Here is a 15,801-nt window from a genome sequence, read left to right as displayed (position 1 = left end):
GTTACATTCCGAACCCGGAAGCTAAGCCTCGTAGCGCCGATGGTACTGCAGGGGGGACCCTGTGGGAGAGTAGGACGCCGCCGAACAATCTTTCACACATGACCCCTCATCCGGGAACGGATGGGGGGTCATTTGCATGTCCGGACCTGGTTGTCGAACCCAATTCGGCCAATCAGGTGTCGGCGCAGTCGCGGTGACCGTCGGCGGAAGCGACCATGTACGGGGACGAAGACCCGAGTACAGGGAGGTTGGCGATGACCACCGACGGTTTCACCACGTGTCTGTGGTTCGACGGTCAGGCCGAAGAGGCCGCGAACCACTACATGTCGATCTTCAAGAACTCCAGGCTGGGCAGGGTCGGCCGGACCACCGAGGCCGGGCCGGGGCCCGCCGGCTCGGTGCTGGCGGTGGAGTTCGAGCTCAACGGACAGAAGTTCGTGGGGCTGAACGGCGGGCCGATGTTCACGTTCAACGAGTCCATCTCCTTCCAGGTCTTCTGCAGTGACCAGGAAGAGGTGGACCACTACTGGAGCCGGCTCTCCGAGGGCGGGGCCGAGTCACAGTGCGGCTGGGTGAAGGACAAGTTCGGTGTGTCCTGGCAGGTCATCCCCGACACCCTGATCGACATGATCAGTGACCCCAATCCGGAGAAGGCCGCCCGGACCACCGCGAAGATGCTGACCATGGCCAAGTTGGACATCGCGGCACTGCGCAAGGCCTACGCGGGGGAGTAGCGGGCCGGAGCCGACCGGCAGTCAGATCAGCGATTCCGGTACGGCGGTCAGCGGCCCGCCCGCCTCGCCCGTGTTGACGACACCCTCGGGTTCGATCAGCAGGGCGGCGACCTCACCCACGGCTTTCGGACAGTGTTCGACGCCTCGGGGCACGACGAACATCTCCCCGGGGCCGAGCTCGATGTCCCGGTCGCGGAGCTGGATCGTCAGCGAGCCGTCGATGACCAGAAAGAGTTCGTCGGTGTCCTCGTGGGTGTGCCAGACGAACTCGCCCTGGACCTTGACGACCTTGATCTCGTAGTTGTTCAGCCTGCCGACGGTCTTCGGGGACCAGTGTTCGGTGAACAGTGCCAGCTTGTCCCGGAGGTTGACCTTCTGCGGTGTCTCGATCTTGTCCATGGGGACACTCTGGTCCTGCCGCGCGCCGGACTGCAACGGGATTCGGCCGCGCCTGCGGCGGGCCGTCGTCGGCTGACGGCTCGCAGGCGGACGGCAGCTGGCGCAGGGGACCGGAAAAGCCCGGGAGGCGCGGTCGTCGGGCAGGGCCCGCACCCGCGCCTCCCGGGTGTGTGCCTACTGGCGCTGGGCCCGGCGCTCGGCCTTCGCGGCGGCCTCCGCCTCGTCCTCGGCCTCCGCGACCTCCAGCGTCGGTGCGGTGCCGCCGAGCTGGGCGGGGACCCACCAGGTGTCGTCGGGGCCGGCCGGGGTGCCGGGGTACTCGCGCTGCGCGCGGTCGAGCATCTCGCTCATCGCGGCGCGCAGGCGGCGGGTGACCATCACGGGCTTGTCGCCGGGCGCCAGCTCGATCGGCTCGCCGATCATGATGGTGACCGGGACGTGACGCTTGGTCAGGGTCTTCGGGCGGCCCTTGGTCCACAGCTGCTGGGTACCCCAGAGGATGACGGGCAGCAGCGGCGCGCCGGAGTCGGCCGCCATCCGGGCGGCGCCCGTCTTGAACTTCTTCAGCATGAACGACCGGCTGATCGTCGCCTCGGGGAACACGCCGACCACCTCGCCGGCCCGCAGGGCCCGCACGGCGGCGTCGTACGCGGGCTGACCGTCCGTCCGGTCCACCGGGATGTGCTTCATCCCGCGCATCAGCGGGCCGGAGACCGCGTGCTTGAAGACGTCGTCCTTGGCCATGAACCGGGTCTTGCGCTTTCCGCCCTTGAACGCGCCGAAGCCCGCGAAGAGGAAGTCGAGGTAGCTGATGTGATTGCTCACCAGCACCGCACCGCCCGAGGCGGGGATGTTCTCCGCCCCCTCGATCCTGATACGCACGTCGAGGGCGCGGAACGCGGCGATGGCCGTGCCGATCACCGGCGGGTACACGAGATCTGCCACGCTAAGCCCTACTTCCCACGGGCCCAGTGGGCCCGGTCCGGCGGTTCCCGGGACGAGGGTGGGCCGACGGAATCAGCGGCACGCCGCGGCGGCCACGGGTGATACATGGAGATAATCCCCCGAAGCAGTGCCGTCTGTCACCTGAGGGCCTTCTGTGCCTGCGCCGTCACTCGCCGCAGGCGCCGGTGCCCGGGCGGGCGGCGGTGTCGCGTACCGCACACTGGAGTGGCCGACCGACCACCGATGGCCGGCCGGCGGACGCTGCGGGGACGCGGCACGGACGGGAGACTGCGGGTGCGGGCGGAGGACGGAGCGGTGCGGCTGTCGGCGGCCGAGCTGGGGGCGGGTCCGGGCGGGTCCGGTTCGACCGGGTCCGGTCCGGGTGGGGCGGATCCGGGGGGAGCGGGTCGTCGGCTGGGCGCGCGGGCCACGCTGGTGCAGTTCTCCTCGGCGTTCTGCCAGCCGTGCCGGGCGACCCGCCGGGTGCTGGCCGAGGTCGCCGCGATGGTGGACGGGGTGGCGCACGTCGAGGTCGACGCCGAGGAGCGGCTCGACCTGGTCCGGCGGCTGGAGATCCTGAAGACGCCGACCGTGCTGGTCCTGGACGCGGCCGGACGGGTGGTCCGCCGGGCTGTCGGGCAGCCGCGCCGGGTGGACGTGATCGCGGCGCTCGGCGAGGCCGTGCACCGGAACGAGCAGGCGGCCCGGACCGGCCCCGGGGCCGGTCCGGACGGGGACGGACAGCCTTCTTAAGGCCGCTGAAAGGCGGCTCTGAAAGGTTGGGCTGAGGGACCGTCCGGCCGACTGGATCTGTCAAGACCTTTCAATCTCACAGTGGATCTGCTGCGCAGTCAGGGGGTAGCGGGCCCGCGCTGGGGCAGGATGGGGCGCAGACGGCAGTGCAGCCGTCCCGCACCCCTCCCGGCCAGGGCACAAGGGGGCGTGGGACAGCTTGGCCGGGACCTTGCAGCGCTAAGCTACTGGCCAGTAGTGACGGCTAAGCTACTGGCGAGTATGCTGCCAGGAAGTTCCGGACGGGCACAGGAATACGCTGCCCGGAGTAGGCGCGTCGCGTGTTCGCGCCCACTTGCACAGCCGCAGCCGCCGGACGAGACCAGTACAGGAGACAGGCCGTGAGCTTGAGGATCGTTGTCTGTGTGAAGTACGTGCCCGACGCGACCGGTGACCGTCGCTTCGCGGACGACACCACCACCGACCGGGAGGGCGTCGACGGCCTCCTTTCGGAGCTGGACGAGTACGGCGTGGAGCAGGCGCTCCGGATCGCCGACGCCCACGGCGACGCCGAGGTGACCGTCCTGACCGTCGGCCCGGACGACGCCAAGGACGCCCTGCGCAAGGCCCTCTCGATGGGCGCCGACAAGGCCGTCCACGTGAACGACGACGACATCCACGGCACCGACGTGATCGGCACCTCGGCGATCATCGCCAAGGCGCTGGAGCAGACCGGGTTCGACCTGGTCGTCGGCGGCATGGCCTCGACCGACGGCACCATGGGCGTGCTGCCGGCGCTGCTGGCCGAGCGTCTGGGCGTCCCGCAGCTGACCCTGCTGTCGGAGGTGTCCGTCGAGGGCACCACCGTCAAGGGCCGCCGGGACGGCGACGCCGCCACCGAGCAGCTCGAGGCCGAGCTGCCCGCCGTGATCTCGGTCACCGACCAGTCGGGCGAGGCGCGCTACCCCTCCTTCAAGGGGATCATGGCCGCCAAGAAGAAGCCGGTCCAGGAGTTCGACCTGGACGACCTGGGCATCGACGCGGACGAGGTCGGCCTGGCCGGTGCCTGGACGGCCGTCGAGACGATCACCGCCCGCCCGGCCCGCACCGCCGGCACGATCGTCAAGGACGAGGGCGAGGGCGGCAAGCAGCTCGCTACCTTCCTCGCCGAGCAGAAGTTCATCTGACCCGTTCGACGTGGTGACTGCCGTCCGCCGAGCCGAGCGGCAGTCAGGAGATACAGGAGACATTGAGCAATGGGTGAGATTCTCGTCCTCGTCGACCACGCCGACGGTGTGGTCCGCAAGCCGGCCCTCGAACTGCTGACCCTGGCCCGCCGCATCGGCGAGCCCTCGGCGGTCGTGCTGGGCGCCGGTGCCGCCGCCGCCGACATCGCCGCCAAGGCGGCCGAGTTCGGTGCGGCCAAGGTGTACGTCGCCGACGCCGCCGAGTTCGCCGACCAGCTGGTCGTCCCGAAGGTCGACGCGCTGACCCAGGTCGCCAAGGCCGCCGGTGCGGCCGCGGTGCTGGTCACCTCGTCCGGTGAGGGCAAGGAGATCGCGGCCCGCGTCGCGCTCCGCCTCGGCTCCGGCATCATCACCGACGCCGTCGACCTGGAGGCCGGCGACGGCGGTCCGGTCGCCACCCAGTCGGTGTTCGCCGCGTCCTTCCAGGTGAAGTCCAAGGTGTCGCACGGCACCCCGGTCATCACCGTCAAGCCGAACTCCACCAGCCCGGAGGCCGCCCCGGCCGCCGGCGCGGTCGAGAACGTCACGGTCGAGTTCACCGGCAACGCCGCCAAGGTCGTCGCCCGCACCCCGCGTGTCTCCTCGGGCCGCCCGGAGCTGACCGAGGCCGCGATCGTGGTCTCCGGTGGCCGTGGTGTCGGTGCCGCCGACGGCTTCGGCGTGGTCGAGGAGCTGGCCGACTCGCTCGGCGCGGCCGTCGGTGCCTCGCGCGCCGCCGTCGACGCCGGCTGGTACCCGCACAGCAACCAGGTCGGCCAGACCGGCAAGCAGGTCTCGCCGCAGCTGTACGTCGCGGCGGGCATCTCCGGCGCGATCCAGCACCGGGCCGGCATGCAGACCTCGAAGACCATCGTGGCCATCAACAAGGACCCCGAGGCCCCGATCTTCGAGCTGGTCGACTACGGCGTGGTCGGCGACCTGTTCGCCGTTCTGCCGCAGCTGACCGCCGAGGTCAGGACCCGCAAGGGCTGATCCGCACGGACGACCGCCGAAGGGCGCGGCTCCCCGGTTTCGGGGACCGCGCCCTTCGGCGTTCCGGTGCCGCGTAGAGTCCGGGAGCATGGGACTCGATCGGGGACAGCGGCTGCTCACGGCGCTTGAGGGCGGGTACGGCGACGCCGCCGACGCGCTGCGGATCAACGGGTACGCGATGTCGCGCGAGCGGCTGCTCGGTGCGGCGACGGCGCTGGCGGAGCGGGTCGCGGGGGCGCCCGCGCTGGCGGTGCTGGCCAGGCCGACGGCCGAGACGGTGGTCGCGGTGGTCGGTGGACTGCTGGCGGGTGTGCCGGTGGTGCCGCTGCCGCCCGACTCCGGTCCGAAGGAGCGCGGGCACATCCTCGGTGACTCGGGGGCGAGCCTGCTGGCGGTCGGCGGCGGTGACGCGCCCGTCGAGGGGGTCGAAACCTTCCGGGTGGAGCTCGACGCGCACTCGGGGGGCTCGTTCGCGGAGCCCGCGCCGGAGCGCACCGCCTTCGTGCTCTACACCTCCGGTACCACCGGCGCCCCGAAGGGCGCCCTGATCCAGCGCGGCGCGGTCGCCGCCGACCTGGACGCCCTCGCCGCCGCCTGGCAGTGGACCGCCGAGGACACCCTGGTGCACGGACTGCCGCTGTTCCACGTGCACGGGCTGGTGCTCGGGGTGCTGGGCGCGCTGCGGACCGGCAGTCGGCTGGTGCACACCGGGCGCCCCACACCCGAGGCGTACGCCGGGGCGCGCGGGAGCCTGTACTTCGGGGTGCCGACCGTCTGGTCGAGGGTGGCGGCCGACCACGAATCGGCGCAGGCGCTCGCCTCGGCCCGGCTGCTGGTCTCGGGCAGCGCGCCGCTGCCCGTCCCGGTCTTCGAACGGCTGGCCGCCCTCACCGGGCGGGCTCCGGTCGAGCGGTACGGGATGACCGAGTCGCTGATCACCGTGAGCACCCGGGCCGACGGCGAGCGCCGCCCCGGCAGCGTCGGACTGCCGTTGGACGGCGTCCGCACCCGGCTGGTCGGCGAGGACAGCACCGCCGTCCCGCACGACGGCGAGACGGTCGGCGAGCTCCAGGTGGCCGGGCCGACCCTGTTCGCCGGTTACCTGAACCGGCCGGACGCCAACGCGGAGTCCTGGACGGCGGACGGCTGGTTCCGCACCGGGGACGTCGCCGTGATCGGCCCCGACGGCTTCCACCGCATCGTCGGCCGCGCCTCGGTGGACCTGATCAAGAGCGGCGGCTACCGGATCGGCGCGGGCGAGGTGGAGTCGGCGCTGCGCGACCACCCGGCGGTCGCCGACGCGGCGGTCGTCGGCGCACCCGACCCGGACCTCGGCCAGGCCGTGGTCGCCTACGTGGTCGCGGACGGCGCGGTGACGGGCGACCAGCTGACGGCCTTCGTCGCCGAGCGGCTCTCGGTGCACAAGCGCCCGCGGCGGGTGGTGCTGGTGGCGGAACTCCCGCGCAACGCGATGGGCAAGGTACTGAAGAAGCAACTGCTCGACCTGGCCTGAGGGCGGCTCCGGCCGGCCCGGCGGGCACGGGCCGCCCGGGGGCGCGGTGGCCGGGCGCGGTGGCCGGGTGCGGCAGAAGTGGCGGTGGTGCGCCTTCCGCTCCGCGCGGCCGCCCGGGCCCCGGAGCGGGCCCCGGACCGGTCGGCCGCCGGTCGGCCGCCGGATCCGGCCGCATGTGCCGTACGGCCGGGAAGCGACGGTGCGGCGGGGGCGAGGTATGGGCACGGGCCCGGGGCGGGTAGCACCTGGGGTGGCGGCGGTCCGGTGCGTACGGTCCGCACCGCCCGGCGCGGACGGCGCCGGGGCGGAAGCGAAGGGGGATGCTGTGATCGTCTGGGTCAATGGCACGTTCGGCGCCGGCAAGACCAGCGCCTGTCGCGAGCTGGTGGAACTGCTGCCCGGAAGCCTGCTGTACGACCCGGAGCTGGTGGGCCAGGGGCTGTGCCGGGTGCTGCCCGCGGACCGGATGGCGCCGGTCTCCGACTTCCAGGACCTGCCGTCCTGGCGGCGTCTGGTGCCGGAGGTCGCGGCGGCGCTGCTCGCGGAGGTGCCCGGCCCGCTGGTGGTGCCGATGACGCTGCTGCGCGAGGACTACCGGGACGAGATCTTCGGCGCGCTCGCGGCCCGTGGGCTGGCGGTGCACCACTTCGTCCTGGACCCTGCCGAAACGATCCTGCACGAGCGGATCGCGGCCCGTGACGAGTGCCCCGGGGATCCGGAGGGCAGCGAGCGGGTCCGCAGCTGGTGCCGCGAGCACCTGCCGCAGTACCGGCTGGCCAGACGCTGGCTGGCCCGGGACGCCCGGCTCGTCGACACCGGCGGACTCACCCCCGGGCAGACCGCCGAACGCCTGGCCGAGCTGATCAAGGACGGCACGGCCCGCTGCCCGATCGTGCAGAGCGCCGACAGCACGGGCGACACCGTCGCCGCCGCCGTCCTGCTCTTCGACGGCCAGGGCCGGGTGCTGCTGGTCGACCCGGTCTACAAGCCGTCCTGGGAGTTCCCCGGCGGGGTGGTCGAACGCGGCGAGGCCCCGACGGACGCCGCCCAGCGGGAGGTGGCGGAGGAGCTCGGACTCCGGCTGGAGACCTCCTCGCTGCGGCTGCTCGCCGTCGACTGGGAGCCCCGGACCGGCCCGCGCCGGGGCGGCCTGCGGCTGATGTACGACGGTGGGCAGCTCGACACGGCCGCGCTGGCCGCGCTGCGGCTGCCGCCGGAGGAACTGCGCGGCTGGCGGTTGGTGACCCCGGAGGAGGCCGCCGCGCTGCTGCCGCCCGGACGGCTGCGGCGGCTGAAGGCGGCGTTGTCGGCGCGGGAGCACGGTGAGCTGCGGTACCTGGAGGCGGGGGTGCCGACCGCGGTGGGGTGAGCCGGGCGCGGTCCTCGCCTCGCCTTCGGCCGGGAGGTACCCGCACGCGCCCCGGGGCAGGATGGGGGCATGCCGTTCACGCTCAGCCATCCTGCCGCGGTGCTGCCGTTGCTGCGGGGGGCGACGGGCCGGGGGGCACTGGTGGTCTCGGGACTGGTCGCCGGGTCGATGGCGCCGGACGTGCCGTTCTTCGCCGACTCACTGCTGCCCGGTGCGTACGGCTGCGGCGGGCTGACGCACCGGTGGTGGGCGGTGCCGACCGCCGACGTGCTGCTCGCCGGGGGGCTGGTGGCGCTCTGGCACGGGCTGGTACGGGAGCCGGTGGTCGCCCTGCTGCCCGCCCGCTGGGCCGGGGCCGCGCAGGTGCTGACCGCACCTTCGGGGGGGCGAAACCGCCGGATCGGGTGGTTCGCCGTCTCGGCGGCCGTCGGGGCGGCCACCCATGTGGGCTGGGACGCCTTCACCCATGAGGGGCGGGCCGGGGTCCGGATGCTGCCGGTGCTGGACCGCCGGCTCGCCGGGGTGCCCCTGTACACGGTGCTCCAGTACGGGACCTCGCTGCTCGGGCTCGCCTGTGTCGCCCGGCGGGCGGCCCACGCGGTGGCCGGTGCAGCGGTCGGTGCGGCGGGCGGTGCGCGGCAGGCCGGTGCGGCGGGCCCCGGCCCGGGGGCGCGCCGCACCGGTGTCGCGATGCTCGCCGCCGCGACCGCCGCAGGGGTGGTGCACCGGCTCGCCCGGGCGGAGCGCGAGCCGGTCGCGGAGTTCTGCTTCGGCGCCGGCGCCGGGTTCGCCGTCGGGGCGACCGTCTACGCGGCGGCGGCGCGCCTCCGGCCCGCCGGGCTCAGGGCCGCCGGGTTCAGACCCGCCGGGCTCAGGCCTGCCCGGCCGACTTCGCGTAGCGGCGCAGGAAGAGCGCCTCGGTGAGGGCCATCCGCTCCAGCTCCAGCGGGTCGACGCTCTCGTTGACGGCGTGGATCTGGGTGGTCGGCTCCTCCACGCCGATCAGCACGATCTCGGTCTGCGGGTAGAGCGTGCGCAGCGTGTTGCAGAGCGGGATCGAGCCGCCCATGCCGGAGACCACCATGTCGGTGCCGAACGCCTCGCGCATGGCCTCGCCCATCGCCTCGTACGCCGGGCCCGAGGTGTCCGCGCTGAACGGCCTGCCGCCGCTGAGCCGGGTGACGGTCGCCCGCACGCCTCCCGGGACGGCCGCCTCCAGGTGCGCGACCAGTGCGTCCTGCGCCTCGTCCAGGTCCATGCCCGGCGGGATCCGCAGGCTGACCTTCGCCTTGGCGCTCGACTGGACGGCGGAGGCCGCGCCGACCACGCCCGGCGCGTCGATGCCGAGCACGGTCACCGACGGGCGGGCCCAGAGCCGGTCCGCCACGGTGCCGGTACCGGTCAGGGCGACCCCGTCCAGCACCTTCGCGTCCGCCCGGAACTGCTCCTCGGTGTACTCGACGCCCTGCCACACCTGGTCGGCGCGCAGCCCGTCCACCGTGACGTCGCCGTGCTCGTCGTGCAGGGTGCCCAGCACCCGGATCAGCGCCTGGAGCGCGTCCGGCGCGGCGCCGCCGAAGGCGCCCGAGTGCAGGTTGCCCGCGAGGGTGGTGAGGGCGATCTCGACCTCGGTGATGCCGCGCAGGGTGGCCGTCACGGTCGGCAGGCCGGCGGCGAAGTTGCCGGTGTCGCCGATCACGATCACGTCGGCGGCGAGCAGCTCGGGGTGCGCCTCGGCGTACTGCTCCAGTCCGCCGGTGCCCTGCTCCTCCGAGCCCTCGACGATCACCTTCAGGCCGACCGGGAGGCCGCCGTCCACCTCGCGCAGGGCCCGGAGGGCCGTCAGGTGCATCAGGATGTTGCCCTTGCAGTCCGCCGCGCCGCGGCCGTACCAGCGGCCGTCCCGCTCGGTGAGTTCGAACGGCGGGCTCTGCCAGGAGGCCGCGTCCATCGGCGGCTGCACGTCGTAGTGCGAGTAGAGCAGTACCGTCGGCGCACCCGCCGGGCCCGCCAGTTCGGCGTAGACCGACTGCGTGCCGTCGGGGGTGTCGAGCACCTGAACGCCCGTCAGCCCCTCCGCGGCGAAGGCGTCCGCGACCCAGCGGGCGGCCTTCTCGCACTCCTCGACCGGGAACTGCCGGGGGTCCGCGACGGACGGGAAGGCCACCAGCTCGGCCAGGTCGGCCTTGGCTCGCGGCATCAGGGATCGGACGGCCGCCGCCAGGGGCTGCTGGGTCATCAACTTCTCCGAGGGGTGTTCGGGGAGCACTACGGGTGATCTTCCGATCATAGGCGGACGGCCCCGGCGGACCCACCCGAGCAAGGCTTGGCGGCCGGGTGGGTGACGCGGACTAGGATTGGTGGTCGTGACTGACTCCGGTAGCTCCCTCGGCCAGGACCGCAACGACATCTCCGCCGGCTCCGAAGCCTCCGACGGCAAGCCCGACGCCCTCGACGGCGTCTGGGACGTGGTGGTCGTCGGCGCCGGTCCGGCCGGCTCCTCCGCCGCCTACGCGGCGGCCACCCAGGGGCGGCGGGTACTGCTCCTCGACAAGGCCGAACACCCCCGGTACAAGACCTGTGGCGGCGGCATCATCGGCCCGTCCCGGGACAGCCTGCCGCCGGACTTCAAGCTGCCGCTGCAGGACCGCATCCACGCCGTCACCTTCGCGCTGACCGGACGCTTCACCCGGACCAGGCGTTCGCAGCGGATGCTCTTCGGGCTGGTCAACCGCGACGAGTTCGACCTGCGCCTGGTGCAGGCCGCCGAGCAGGCCGGCGCGGTGCTGGTCACCGGCGTCACCGTGACCGGGGTCGAGCAGCAGGGCGGCGACCGGCGCACGGTCACCGTCACCACCGCCGACGGGCGGCGGGTCGAGGCCCGTGCGGTGGTCGGTGCGGACGGCAGCGCGAGCCGGGTCGGGCGGCACGTCGGGGTGACGTTCGACCAGATCGACCTGGGCCTGGAGGCCGAGATCCCGGTGCCCGAGTCGGTCTCCCGGGCCTGGGCCGGGCGGATCCACCTCGACTGGGGGCCGCTGCCGGGCTCGTACGGCTGGGTCTTCCCGAAGACCGACTCCGGCACGCTCACCGTGGGCGTCATCTCGGCGCGCGGCGACGGCGAGCGGACCAAGCAGTACCTGGCCGACTACATCGGACAGTTGGGCCTGTCCGGCTTCCCGCCCAGCATCGAGTCCGGGCACCTGACCCGCTGCCGCACCGAGGACTCGCCGCTCTCGCGGGGCCGGGTGCTGGTCGCCGGGGACGCGGCCGGCCTGCTGGAGCCGTGGACGCGCGAGGGCATCTCGTACGCGCTGCGGTCGGGCCGGCTGGCGGGGGAGTGGGCCGTGAAGGTCGCCGAGGCGGGCGCGTCGGCGGACGTGCGGCGGCAGGCGCTCAACTACGCCTTCGCGATCAAGGCCGGGCTGGGGGTCGAGATGCGGGCGGGCAAGGTGATGCTGGGTGCGTTCGAGCGCCGTCCGTACCTGTTCCACGCGGCGGTCTGCCTGGTCACCCCGGCGTGGCGGGCGTTCGCCCGCACCACGCAGGGGCACACCACGTTCGCGCAGGTCATGCGGGACTACCGGGCGGCGCGGCGACTGGCGTCGCTGGCCTCGCGGTAGCGGCTCCGGGGGCAACGGTTCGGGGGCACCCGGGGGAGTGTCCCCGGGTGCCCCTGCGGAGAAGCGCCCCGGCGGTCTCAGCCGTACAACTCGTCGGCGAGCGGGCTGCGGGCGTACAGCACCATGCGGCCGTGGCGGGCCCGGGTCACCAGGCGGGTGGCGAACAGGACGCCCAGGTGCTGGCTGACCGCGCCCGGGGTGACGCCGAGCCGGGCGGCCAGGTCCGTCGTGCAGGCGGGTTCGCCGAGCATGGCCAGCAGCCGGGCCTTCGGTGCGCCGAGCAGCTGTTCCAGGGCGAGCGGGGTGGGCGGGGGCTGCGGGGTGCCCGCCATCGCGGCCTGGCCGCGCGCCGGGTAGGTGATCATCGGCGGGTGATCGGCGCTGATCGAGGTGAGGGCCCCCCGGGCGAAGCAGGTCGGGGTGAAGACCAGCCCGCGCCGGTCGACCGTCACGTCGGTGTCGTCGGGGCCCCAGTCCTTGCGGATCGTCAGTACGCCGTCCGCCCAGAGCAGCCGCCCGTCGAGGTCGGTGAAGAGCGCCGCCGCGCCGCGCTCGGCCAGGATCCGGGAGCGGTGGACGATGTCGGCGTGCAGCACCGCGCGGGCGCGCGGCCACCAGCCCGGGGCGAGGCAGCGCTCCCAGTACTCCTCGACCGCGTCGGCGATCCGCGCCAGCAGCCGCGCCGGGTCGGTGAGGCCCGCCGCCAGCACCGCCGGGAGTTCGCGGTCGTGCGGCAGGAAGGTGCGCTCCAGCTCGCCCGCCAGCCGCTCGGGGCCGGTGGCCCGCACGACCGCGAGTTCGGCGTGGAAGTCGGGGAAGGGTGTCGTCGGACGCGGCGTCAGGAAGTCCGGGACGTAACGGTTGCCGGTGGCGACCAGCGAGCACAGGAAGCCGGTGTCGAGACGCTCGAACTCCGGCCGGATCCGTTCGAACCACGCGGACTGCCAGGTGTACACCCCCGGGTGCTTCCACATCCGCAGGCTCAGCACCGCCTCCTGGAGCGGCGAGCAGGCGAACGACGCGGAGGCGAGGTCGTCGAGGCCCAGGCGGAATCGGTGCATTTGAACCCCCATCAGTCAGGCATAGCCTAAATCAATTCCGCGAGCGGCCAGTAGTCGTTGTGATCGGCCCATGACCACTCCGCACCCCTCCCGTCTGCTGCACCCCGACCCGATCGTCCGGCGGCTCGCCGCGATCACCCTGGTCAACACCCTGGGCAACGGGCTGATGATGACGCTCAGCGCCCTCTTCTTCACCCAGATGCTCGGTTTCGGCGTCGCCCAGGTCGGTGTCGGGCTCACCGCCGCCGGACTGTGCGGCGTGCTGGCCGGCATCCCGGCCGGGTGGGCCGCCGACCGCTGGGGCAGCAAGCCGGTGCTGGTCGTCCTGGTGGCGGCGGAGGCGGCCGGCACCGTCGGGTACGTGCTGGTGCACCGGTTCACCGCCTTCGTCCTGCTCGCCTGCGTCGTCACGGCGCTCGACCGTGGCTCGTCGGCCGTGCGCAACGCCCTGTACGCGGAGGTGCTGCCCGCCGACCGCCGGGTCGCCGGACGGGCCTACCTCCGCGTCGTCACCAACGTCGGGATGGGAGTCGGCACCGCGCTCGCGGCGCTCGCCCTGCAGTCGGACACCCGGGCCGCGTACGTCGCGGCGATCCTCGCGGACGCGGTCTCCTTCGCCGTCGTCGCGGTGATGTTCCTGACCGTCCAGGTCGCCGCCCGGGCCCAGGAGGTGGCCGCCGCTGCCGCCGGGGCGGAGCCGGACGCGGGCACCGGCCGCAACCCCGCGCTGCGCAATCTGCCCTTCCTCGCCGTGACCGCGCTCAACGGCGTGCTGTGCCTGCAGTTCGCCATGATCGAGGTCGGCGTGCCGCTCTGGATCGCCCGGCACACCGCGGCCCCCAGGGTGATGGTCGCGGGCTCCCTGATGGTCAACATGGTGATGGTGGTGGCCCTCCAGGTCCGGGCCACCAGGGGCACCGAGGAGGCTGGCGCGGCGGCCCGGGTCTTCGGCCGGGGCGGGCTGCTGATCGCCGCCTCCTGCCTGGTGCTCGGTCTCGCGCACGGCGTGCCGGGCACGGCCGCCGCCCTCCTGGTGGTCGCCGGTGTCGCCCTCCAGGGGCTCGGCGAGGTGTACTCCCAGGCGGGCGGCTGGGCGCTCAGCTACGGTCTGGCGGGCGAAGGCGCCCACGGCGCGTACCAGGGCGTCTTCAACACCGGGCAGTCGGCGGCCATGATGTTCGGTCCCGCGCTGGTCACCGGCGCGGTGATCGGCAACGGGCTGCTCGGCTGGGCCGTGCTCGGCGGCCTGTTCGCGCTCTGCGGTCTGGCGATGGCCCCGGCCGTCCGCTGGTCCGGGCGCCGCTCCGCGGCGGCGGCCCCGGTCGCCGTCCCGGTCACCTGACCACGGCCGCCGGCCACGATCGGCCGCCGGCCCGTCCCGTGGGTCCGGGGTGCGAGGGGGTGCGAGAGGGTGCGAGCGGGAGCAGGCGGCCGGTGGTCATGGCGACGCATGCCGCCCGAGTGGCGCGGCCGCTGACCTGGGGTTTTCCGGTGGGGCCTGGATCGGGGGGCGGGTGGCGTGCCAGAGTCCTCCGGGGCGGCCCGGTACCCGGTGCCGCCCGTGCCCTCCGACCTACCCTCAGCCGGAAAGCAGGCCAGCCGCGATGACCCGCGAAGTACCGTTCGTCCGTATCACCAGCGCCGACGCCGTGACCACCCTGGAGCTGGACTCCCCGCACAACCGCAACGCCCTCTCCACCCGGCTGATGGCCGAGCTGAAGAAGGGGCTGGCGGACGCCGCCGCCGACCCGGCCGTGCGGGCGGTGGTGCTCGGGCACACCGGCAAGGTGTTCTGCGCGGGGGCGGACCTCTCCGAGGCCACCGGCAGTGACCCGACGGTCGGGCCGCGCGGCCTGGTGGACATCCAGCGGGCGATCGTGGACTGCCCGAAGCCGGTGATCGCGGTCGTCGACGGACACGTCCGGGCGGGCGGGCTCGGCCTGCTCGGCGCGGCCGACATCGTGATCGCCGGGCCGCTCTCCACCTTCGCGTTCACCGAGGTCCGGCTCGGCCTGGCCCCCGCCGTGATCTCGCTCCCGTTGCGCCCCAAGCTGACCTCGCGCGCCGTCTCCCGTTACTACCTGACCGGCGAGACCTTCGACGCCGCCGAGGCCGCCCGGATCGGCCTGATCACCGAGGCGGCCGAGGACCCGGCGGCCGTGCTCAAGACGGTGCTGGACGCCGTCCGGCTCGGTTCGCCGCAGGGCCTGGCCGAGTCGAAGCGGCTGGCCAACGCGGAGGTGGCGGCCTCCTTCGACCGGGACGCCGAGGAGCGCGTCCTCCAGTCGGCCCGGCTGTTCGGCTCGCCGGAGGCGCAGGAGGGCATGCGGGCCTTCCTGGAGCGCCGCCCGGCGCCGTGGGCCGCCGTGTGATGTTGCTCCCTCCCTGCTCGGTCCGTGAACCGGCCGCCCGGTACGGCCGATAGCGTGAGCGCATGCCGAACGTCCGTACGCCCCTGACCGCCGCCCGCTCCCGAGGGCGCCGTGCCGCCGGGTGGCTGGTGCACCGGTGCTGGCGCTGGGTGCAGGGCGTCGCGGCGGTGTCCAACCAGAGCCCCGGGCCGTACCGGTTCCGGGAGCTCGGGGACGGGACGAAGCTGGCCTTCCCGCTCGGCGCGGTCTTCAACGAGCAGTGGATCACCATCGGGCCGTTCGCCATCATCGGCGAGCGGGTCACCATCTCGGCCGGCTTCCTGCCCGGGCTCGACCTCGGGCCGGAGCCGGTCGTGCGGATCGGCGGCGGCTGCGTGATCGGGCGCGGCAGCCACATCGTCGGGCACCAGTCGATCGTGCTCGGCGACGACGTGTGGACCGGCCCGTACGTCTACATCACCGACACCGCGCACTCGTACCACGACACCGACCTGCCGATCGGCAAGCAGTGGCCGCGCAACGAGCCCGTCGAGATCGGCGCCGGCTCCTGGATCGGCACCGGCGCGGTGATCCTGCCCGGCGCCCGGCTGGGCCGCAACGTGGTGGTCGCCGCCGGGTCGGTGGTGCGCGGCGAGGTGCCCGACCACGCCGTGGTCGCGGGCGCCCCGGCCAAGGTGGTGCGCAGCTGGACGGCCGCCGACGGCTGGCACCCGCCGCTGCGCCACGACCCGCCGAACCCCGTCCCGGACGGCGTCACCGCCGCGCAGCTGCGCGACCTGGTGGGATGGGACCTGCGGCTGCCGGGGGAGCAGCGGGGCTGACCGGGCGTCACCG

At 73.7% G+C, this 15,801-nt stretch carries 15 protein-coding genes and 1 rRNA gene; 12 read left to right on the top strand and 4 right to left on the bottom strand.

The window, feature by feature from the left end; all coding sequences use genetic code 11:
- Window positions 1–86, top strand: a 5S ribosomal RNA gene (gene rrf, locus ABD330_RS23670); the annotation flags it as partial.
- A 168-nt stretch (window positions 87–254) separates the two neighbouring features.
- Window positions 255–734, top strand: coding sequence for a VOC family protein (locus ABD330_RS23665; protein ID WP_344467970.1), 480 nt, complete (start codon window positions 255–257; stop codon window positions 732–734).
- Between the two features lie 21 nt (window positions 735–755).
- Here the strand turns inward: ABD330_RS23665 and ABD330_RS23660 are convergent, their stop codons facing one another.
- Window positions 756–1,133 (bottom strand): cupin domain-containing protein, encoded by a 378-nt coding sequence (locus tag ABD330_RS23660; RefSeq protein ID WP_344467969.1) that lies wholly within the window; start codon window positions 1,131–1,133, stop codon window positions 756–758.
- Window positions 1,134–1,307: 174 nt separating this feature from the next.
- Window positions 1,308–2,078, bottom strand: coding sequence for a lysophospholipid acyltransferase family protein (locus ABD330_RS23655; RefSeq protein ID WP_344467968.1), 771 nt, complete (start codon window positions 2,076–2,078; stop codon window positions 1,308–1,310).
- 243 nt (window positions 2,079–2,321) lie between these two features.
- On the opposite strand from ABD330_RS23655, the gene ABD330_RS23650 reads away from it, so the two are divergent.
- The 6 genes from ABD330_RS23650 to ABD330_RS23625 all read left to right on the top strand — a co-directional run bounded on the left by ABD330_RS23650 (window position 2,322) and on the right by ABD330_RS23625 (window position 8,835).
- Window positions 2,322–2,831: a thioredoxin family protein gene (locus ABD330_RS23650; protein WP_344467976.1), complete on the top strand. Its 510-nt coding sequence runs from the start codon at window positions 2,322–2,324 to the stop codon at window positions 2,829–2,831.
- A gap of 380 nt (window positions 2,832–3,211) precedes the next feature.
- A complete protein-coding gene (locus ABD330_RS23645) occupies window positions 3,212–3,997 on the top strand; it encodes an electron transfer flavoprotein subunit beta/FixA family protein (protein WP_344467967.1) in 786 nt (261 codons plus the stop codon).
- 69 nt (window positions 3,998–4,066) lie between these two features.
- Complete coding sequence (locus ABD330_RS23640; protein WP_344467966.1) at window positions 4,067–5,029, top strand: electron transfer flavoprotein subunit alpha/FixB family protein; 963 nt, start codon at window positions 4,067–4,069, stop codon at window positions 5,027–5,029.
- Window positions 5,030–5,117: 88 nt separating this feature from the next.
- The gene (locus tag ABD330_RS23635; RefSeq protein ID WP_344467965.1) at window positions 5,118–6,542 is read left to right on the top strand and encodes an acyl-CoA synthetase; all 1,425 of its coding nucleotides are present in this window, start codon (window positions 5,118–5,120) and stop codon (window positions 6,540–6,542) included.
- 325 nt (window positions 6,543–6,867) lie between these two features.
- On the top strand, window positions 6,868–7,911 hold the full coding sequence (locus ABD330_RS23630) for an NUDIX hydrolase (protein WP_344467964.1): 1,044 nt from the start codon (window positions 6,868–6,870) through the stop codon (window positions 7,909–7,911).
- A 69-nt stretch (window positions 7,912–7,980) separates the two neighbouring features.
- On the top strand, window positions 7,981–8,835 hold the full coding sequence (locus ABD330_RS23625; protein ID WP_344467963.1) for a DUF4184 family protein: 855 nt from the start codon (window positions 7,981–7,983) through the stop codon (window positions 8,833–8,835).
- Here the strand turns inward: ABD330_RS23625 and ABD330_RS23620 are convergent.
- The gene (locus tag ABD330_RS23620) at window positions 8,783–10,150 is read right to left on the bottom strand and encodes a dipeptidase (RefSeq protein ID WP_344467962.1); all 1,368 of its coding nucleotides are present in this window, start codon (window positions 10,148–10,150) and stop codon (window positions 8,783–8,785) included. The two genes, ABD330_RS23625 and ABD330_RS23620, sit on opposite strands and share 53 nt — an antisense overlap.
- Before the next feature lie 169 nt (window positions 10,151–10,319).
- Between ABD330_RS23620 and ABD330_RS23615 the strand changes: the two genes are divergently transcribed.
- Entirely contained in the window at window positions 10,320–11,534 is a 1,215-nt protein-coding gene (locus tag ABD330_RS23615) for a geranylgeranyl reductase family protein (RefSeq protein WP_344467975.1), read from the top strand.
- A gap of 77 nt (window positions 11,535–11,611) precedes the next feature.
- Here ABD330_RS23615 and ABD330_RS23610 read toward each other — a convergent pair whose 3' ends face one another.
- Window positions 11,612–12,595 carry an ArsR/SmtB family transcription factor gene (locus ABD330_RS23610; protein WP_344467961.1) on the bottom strand — a complete coding sequence of 328 codons (984 nt, stop codon included), beginning with the start codon at window positions 12,593–12,595 and terminating at the stop codon, window positions 11,612–11,614.
- Between the two features lie 70 nt (window positions 12,596–12,665).
- Between ABD330_RS23610 and ABD330_RS23605 the strand changes: the two genes are divergently transcribed.
- The 3 genes from ABD330_RS23605 (at window position 12,666) to ABD330_RS23595 (ending at window position 15,788) form a co-directional block, all read left to right on the top strand.
- Window positions 12,666–13,937 carry an MFS transporter gene (locus ABD330_RS23605; RefSeq protein WP_344467960.1) on the top strand — a complete coding sequence of 424 codons (1,272 nt, stop codon included), beginning with the start codon at window positions 12,666–12,668 and terminating at the stop codon, window positions 13,935–13,937.
- A gap of 262 nt (window positions 13,938–14,199) precedes the next feature.
- Window positions 14,200–14,967, top strand: coding sequence for an enoyl-CoA hydratase family protein (locus tag ABD330_RS23600; RefSeq protein ID WP_344467959.1), 768 nt, complete (start codon window positions 14,200–14,202; stop codon window positions 14,965–14,967).
- A gap of 62 nt (window positions 14,968–15,029) precedes the next feature.
- The gene (locus tag ABD330_RS23595) at window positions 15,030–15,788 is read left to right on the top strand and encodes an acyltransferase (RefSeq protein WP_344467958.1); all 759 of its coding nucleotides are present in this window, start codon (window positions 15,030–15,032) and stop codon (window positions 15,786–15,788) included.
- Window positions 15,789–15,801: the final 13 nt, after the last annotated feature.

Origin of the sequence: Kitasatospora kazusensis (assembly GCF_039529945.1) — a bacterium.
Lineage (GTDB): Bacteria > Actinomycetota > Actinomycetes > Streptomycetales > Streptomycetaceae > Kitasatospora > Kitasatospora kazusensis.
This window is presented reverse-complemented; position numbering and strand designations above follow the sequence as displayed.

Bases quoted from the DNA above. Each gene is read 5' to 3' on its own strand.
- ABD330_RS23620 (WP_344467962.1), bottom strand. From the start codon at position 10,150: ATGACCCAGCAGCCCCTGGCGGCGGCCGTCCGATCCCTGATGCCGCGA.
- ABD330_RS23650 (WP_344467976.1), top strand. From the start codon at position 2,322: ATGGCCGGCCGGCGGACGCTGCGGGGACGCGGCACGGACGGGAGACTG.
- ABD330_RS23625 (WP_344467963.1), top strand. From the start codon at position 7,981: ATGCCGTTCACGCTCAGCCATCCTGCCGCGGTGCTGCCGTTGCTGCGG.
- ABD330_RS23595 (WP_344467958.1), top strand. From the start codon at position 15,030: ATGCCGAACGTCCGTACGCCCCTGACCGCCGCCCGCTCCCGAGGGCGC.
- ABD330_RS23605 (WP_344467960.1), top strand. From the start codon at position 12,666: ATGACCACTCCGCACCCCTCCCGTCTGCTGCACCCCGACCCGATCGTC.
- ABD330_RS23660 (WP_344467969.1), bottom strand. From the start codon at position 1,133: ATGGACAAGATCGAGACACCGCAGAAGGTCAACCTCCGGGACAAGCTG.
- ABD330_RS23610 (WP_344467961.1), bottom strand. From the start codon at position 12,595: ATGCACCGATTCCGCCTGGGCCTCGACGACCTCGCCTCCGCGTCGTTC.
- ABD330_RS23665 (WP_344467970.1), top strand. From the start codon at position 255: ATGACCACCGACGGTTTCACCACGTGTCTGTGGTTCGACGGTCAGGCC.
- ABD330_RS23640 (WP_344467966.1), top strand. From the start codon at position 4,067: ATGGGTGAGATTCTCGTCCTCGTCGACCACGCCGACGGTGTGGTCCGC.
- ABD330_RS23635 (WP_344467965.1), top strand. From the start codon at position 5,118: ATGGGACTCGATCGGGGACAGCGGCTGCTCACGGCGCTTGAGGGCGGG.
- ABD330_RS23600 (WP_344467959.1), top strand. From the start codon at position 14,200: ATGACCCGCGAAGTACCGTTCGTCCGTATCACCAGCGCCGACGCCGTG.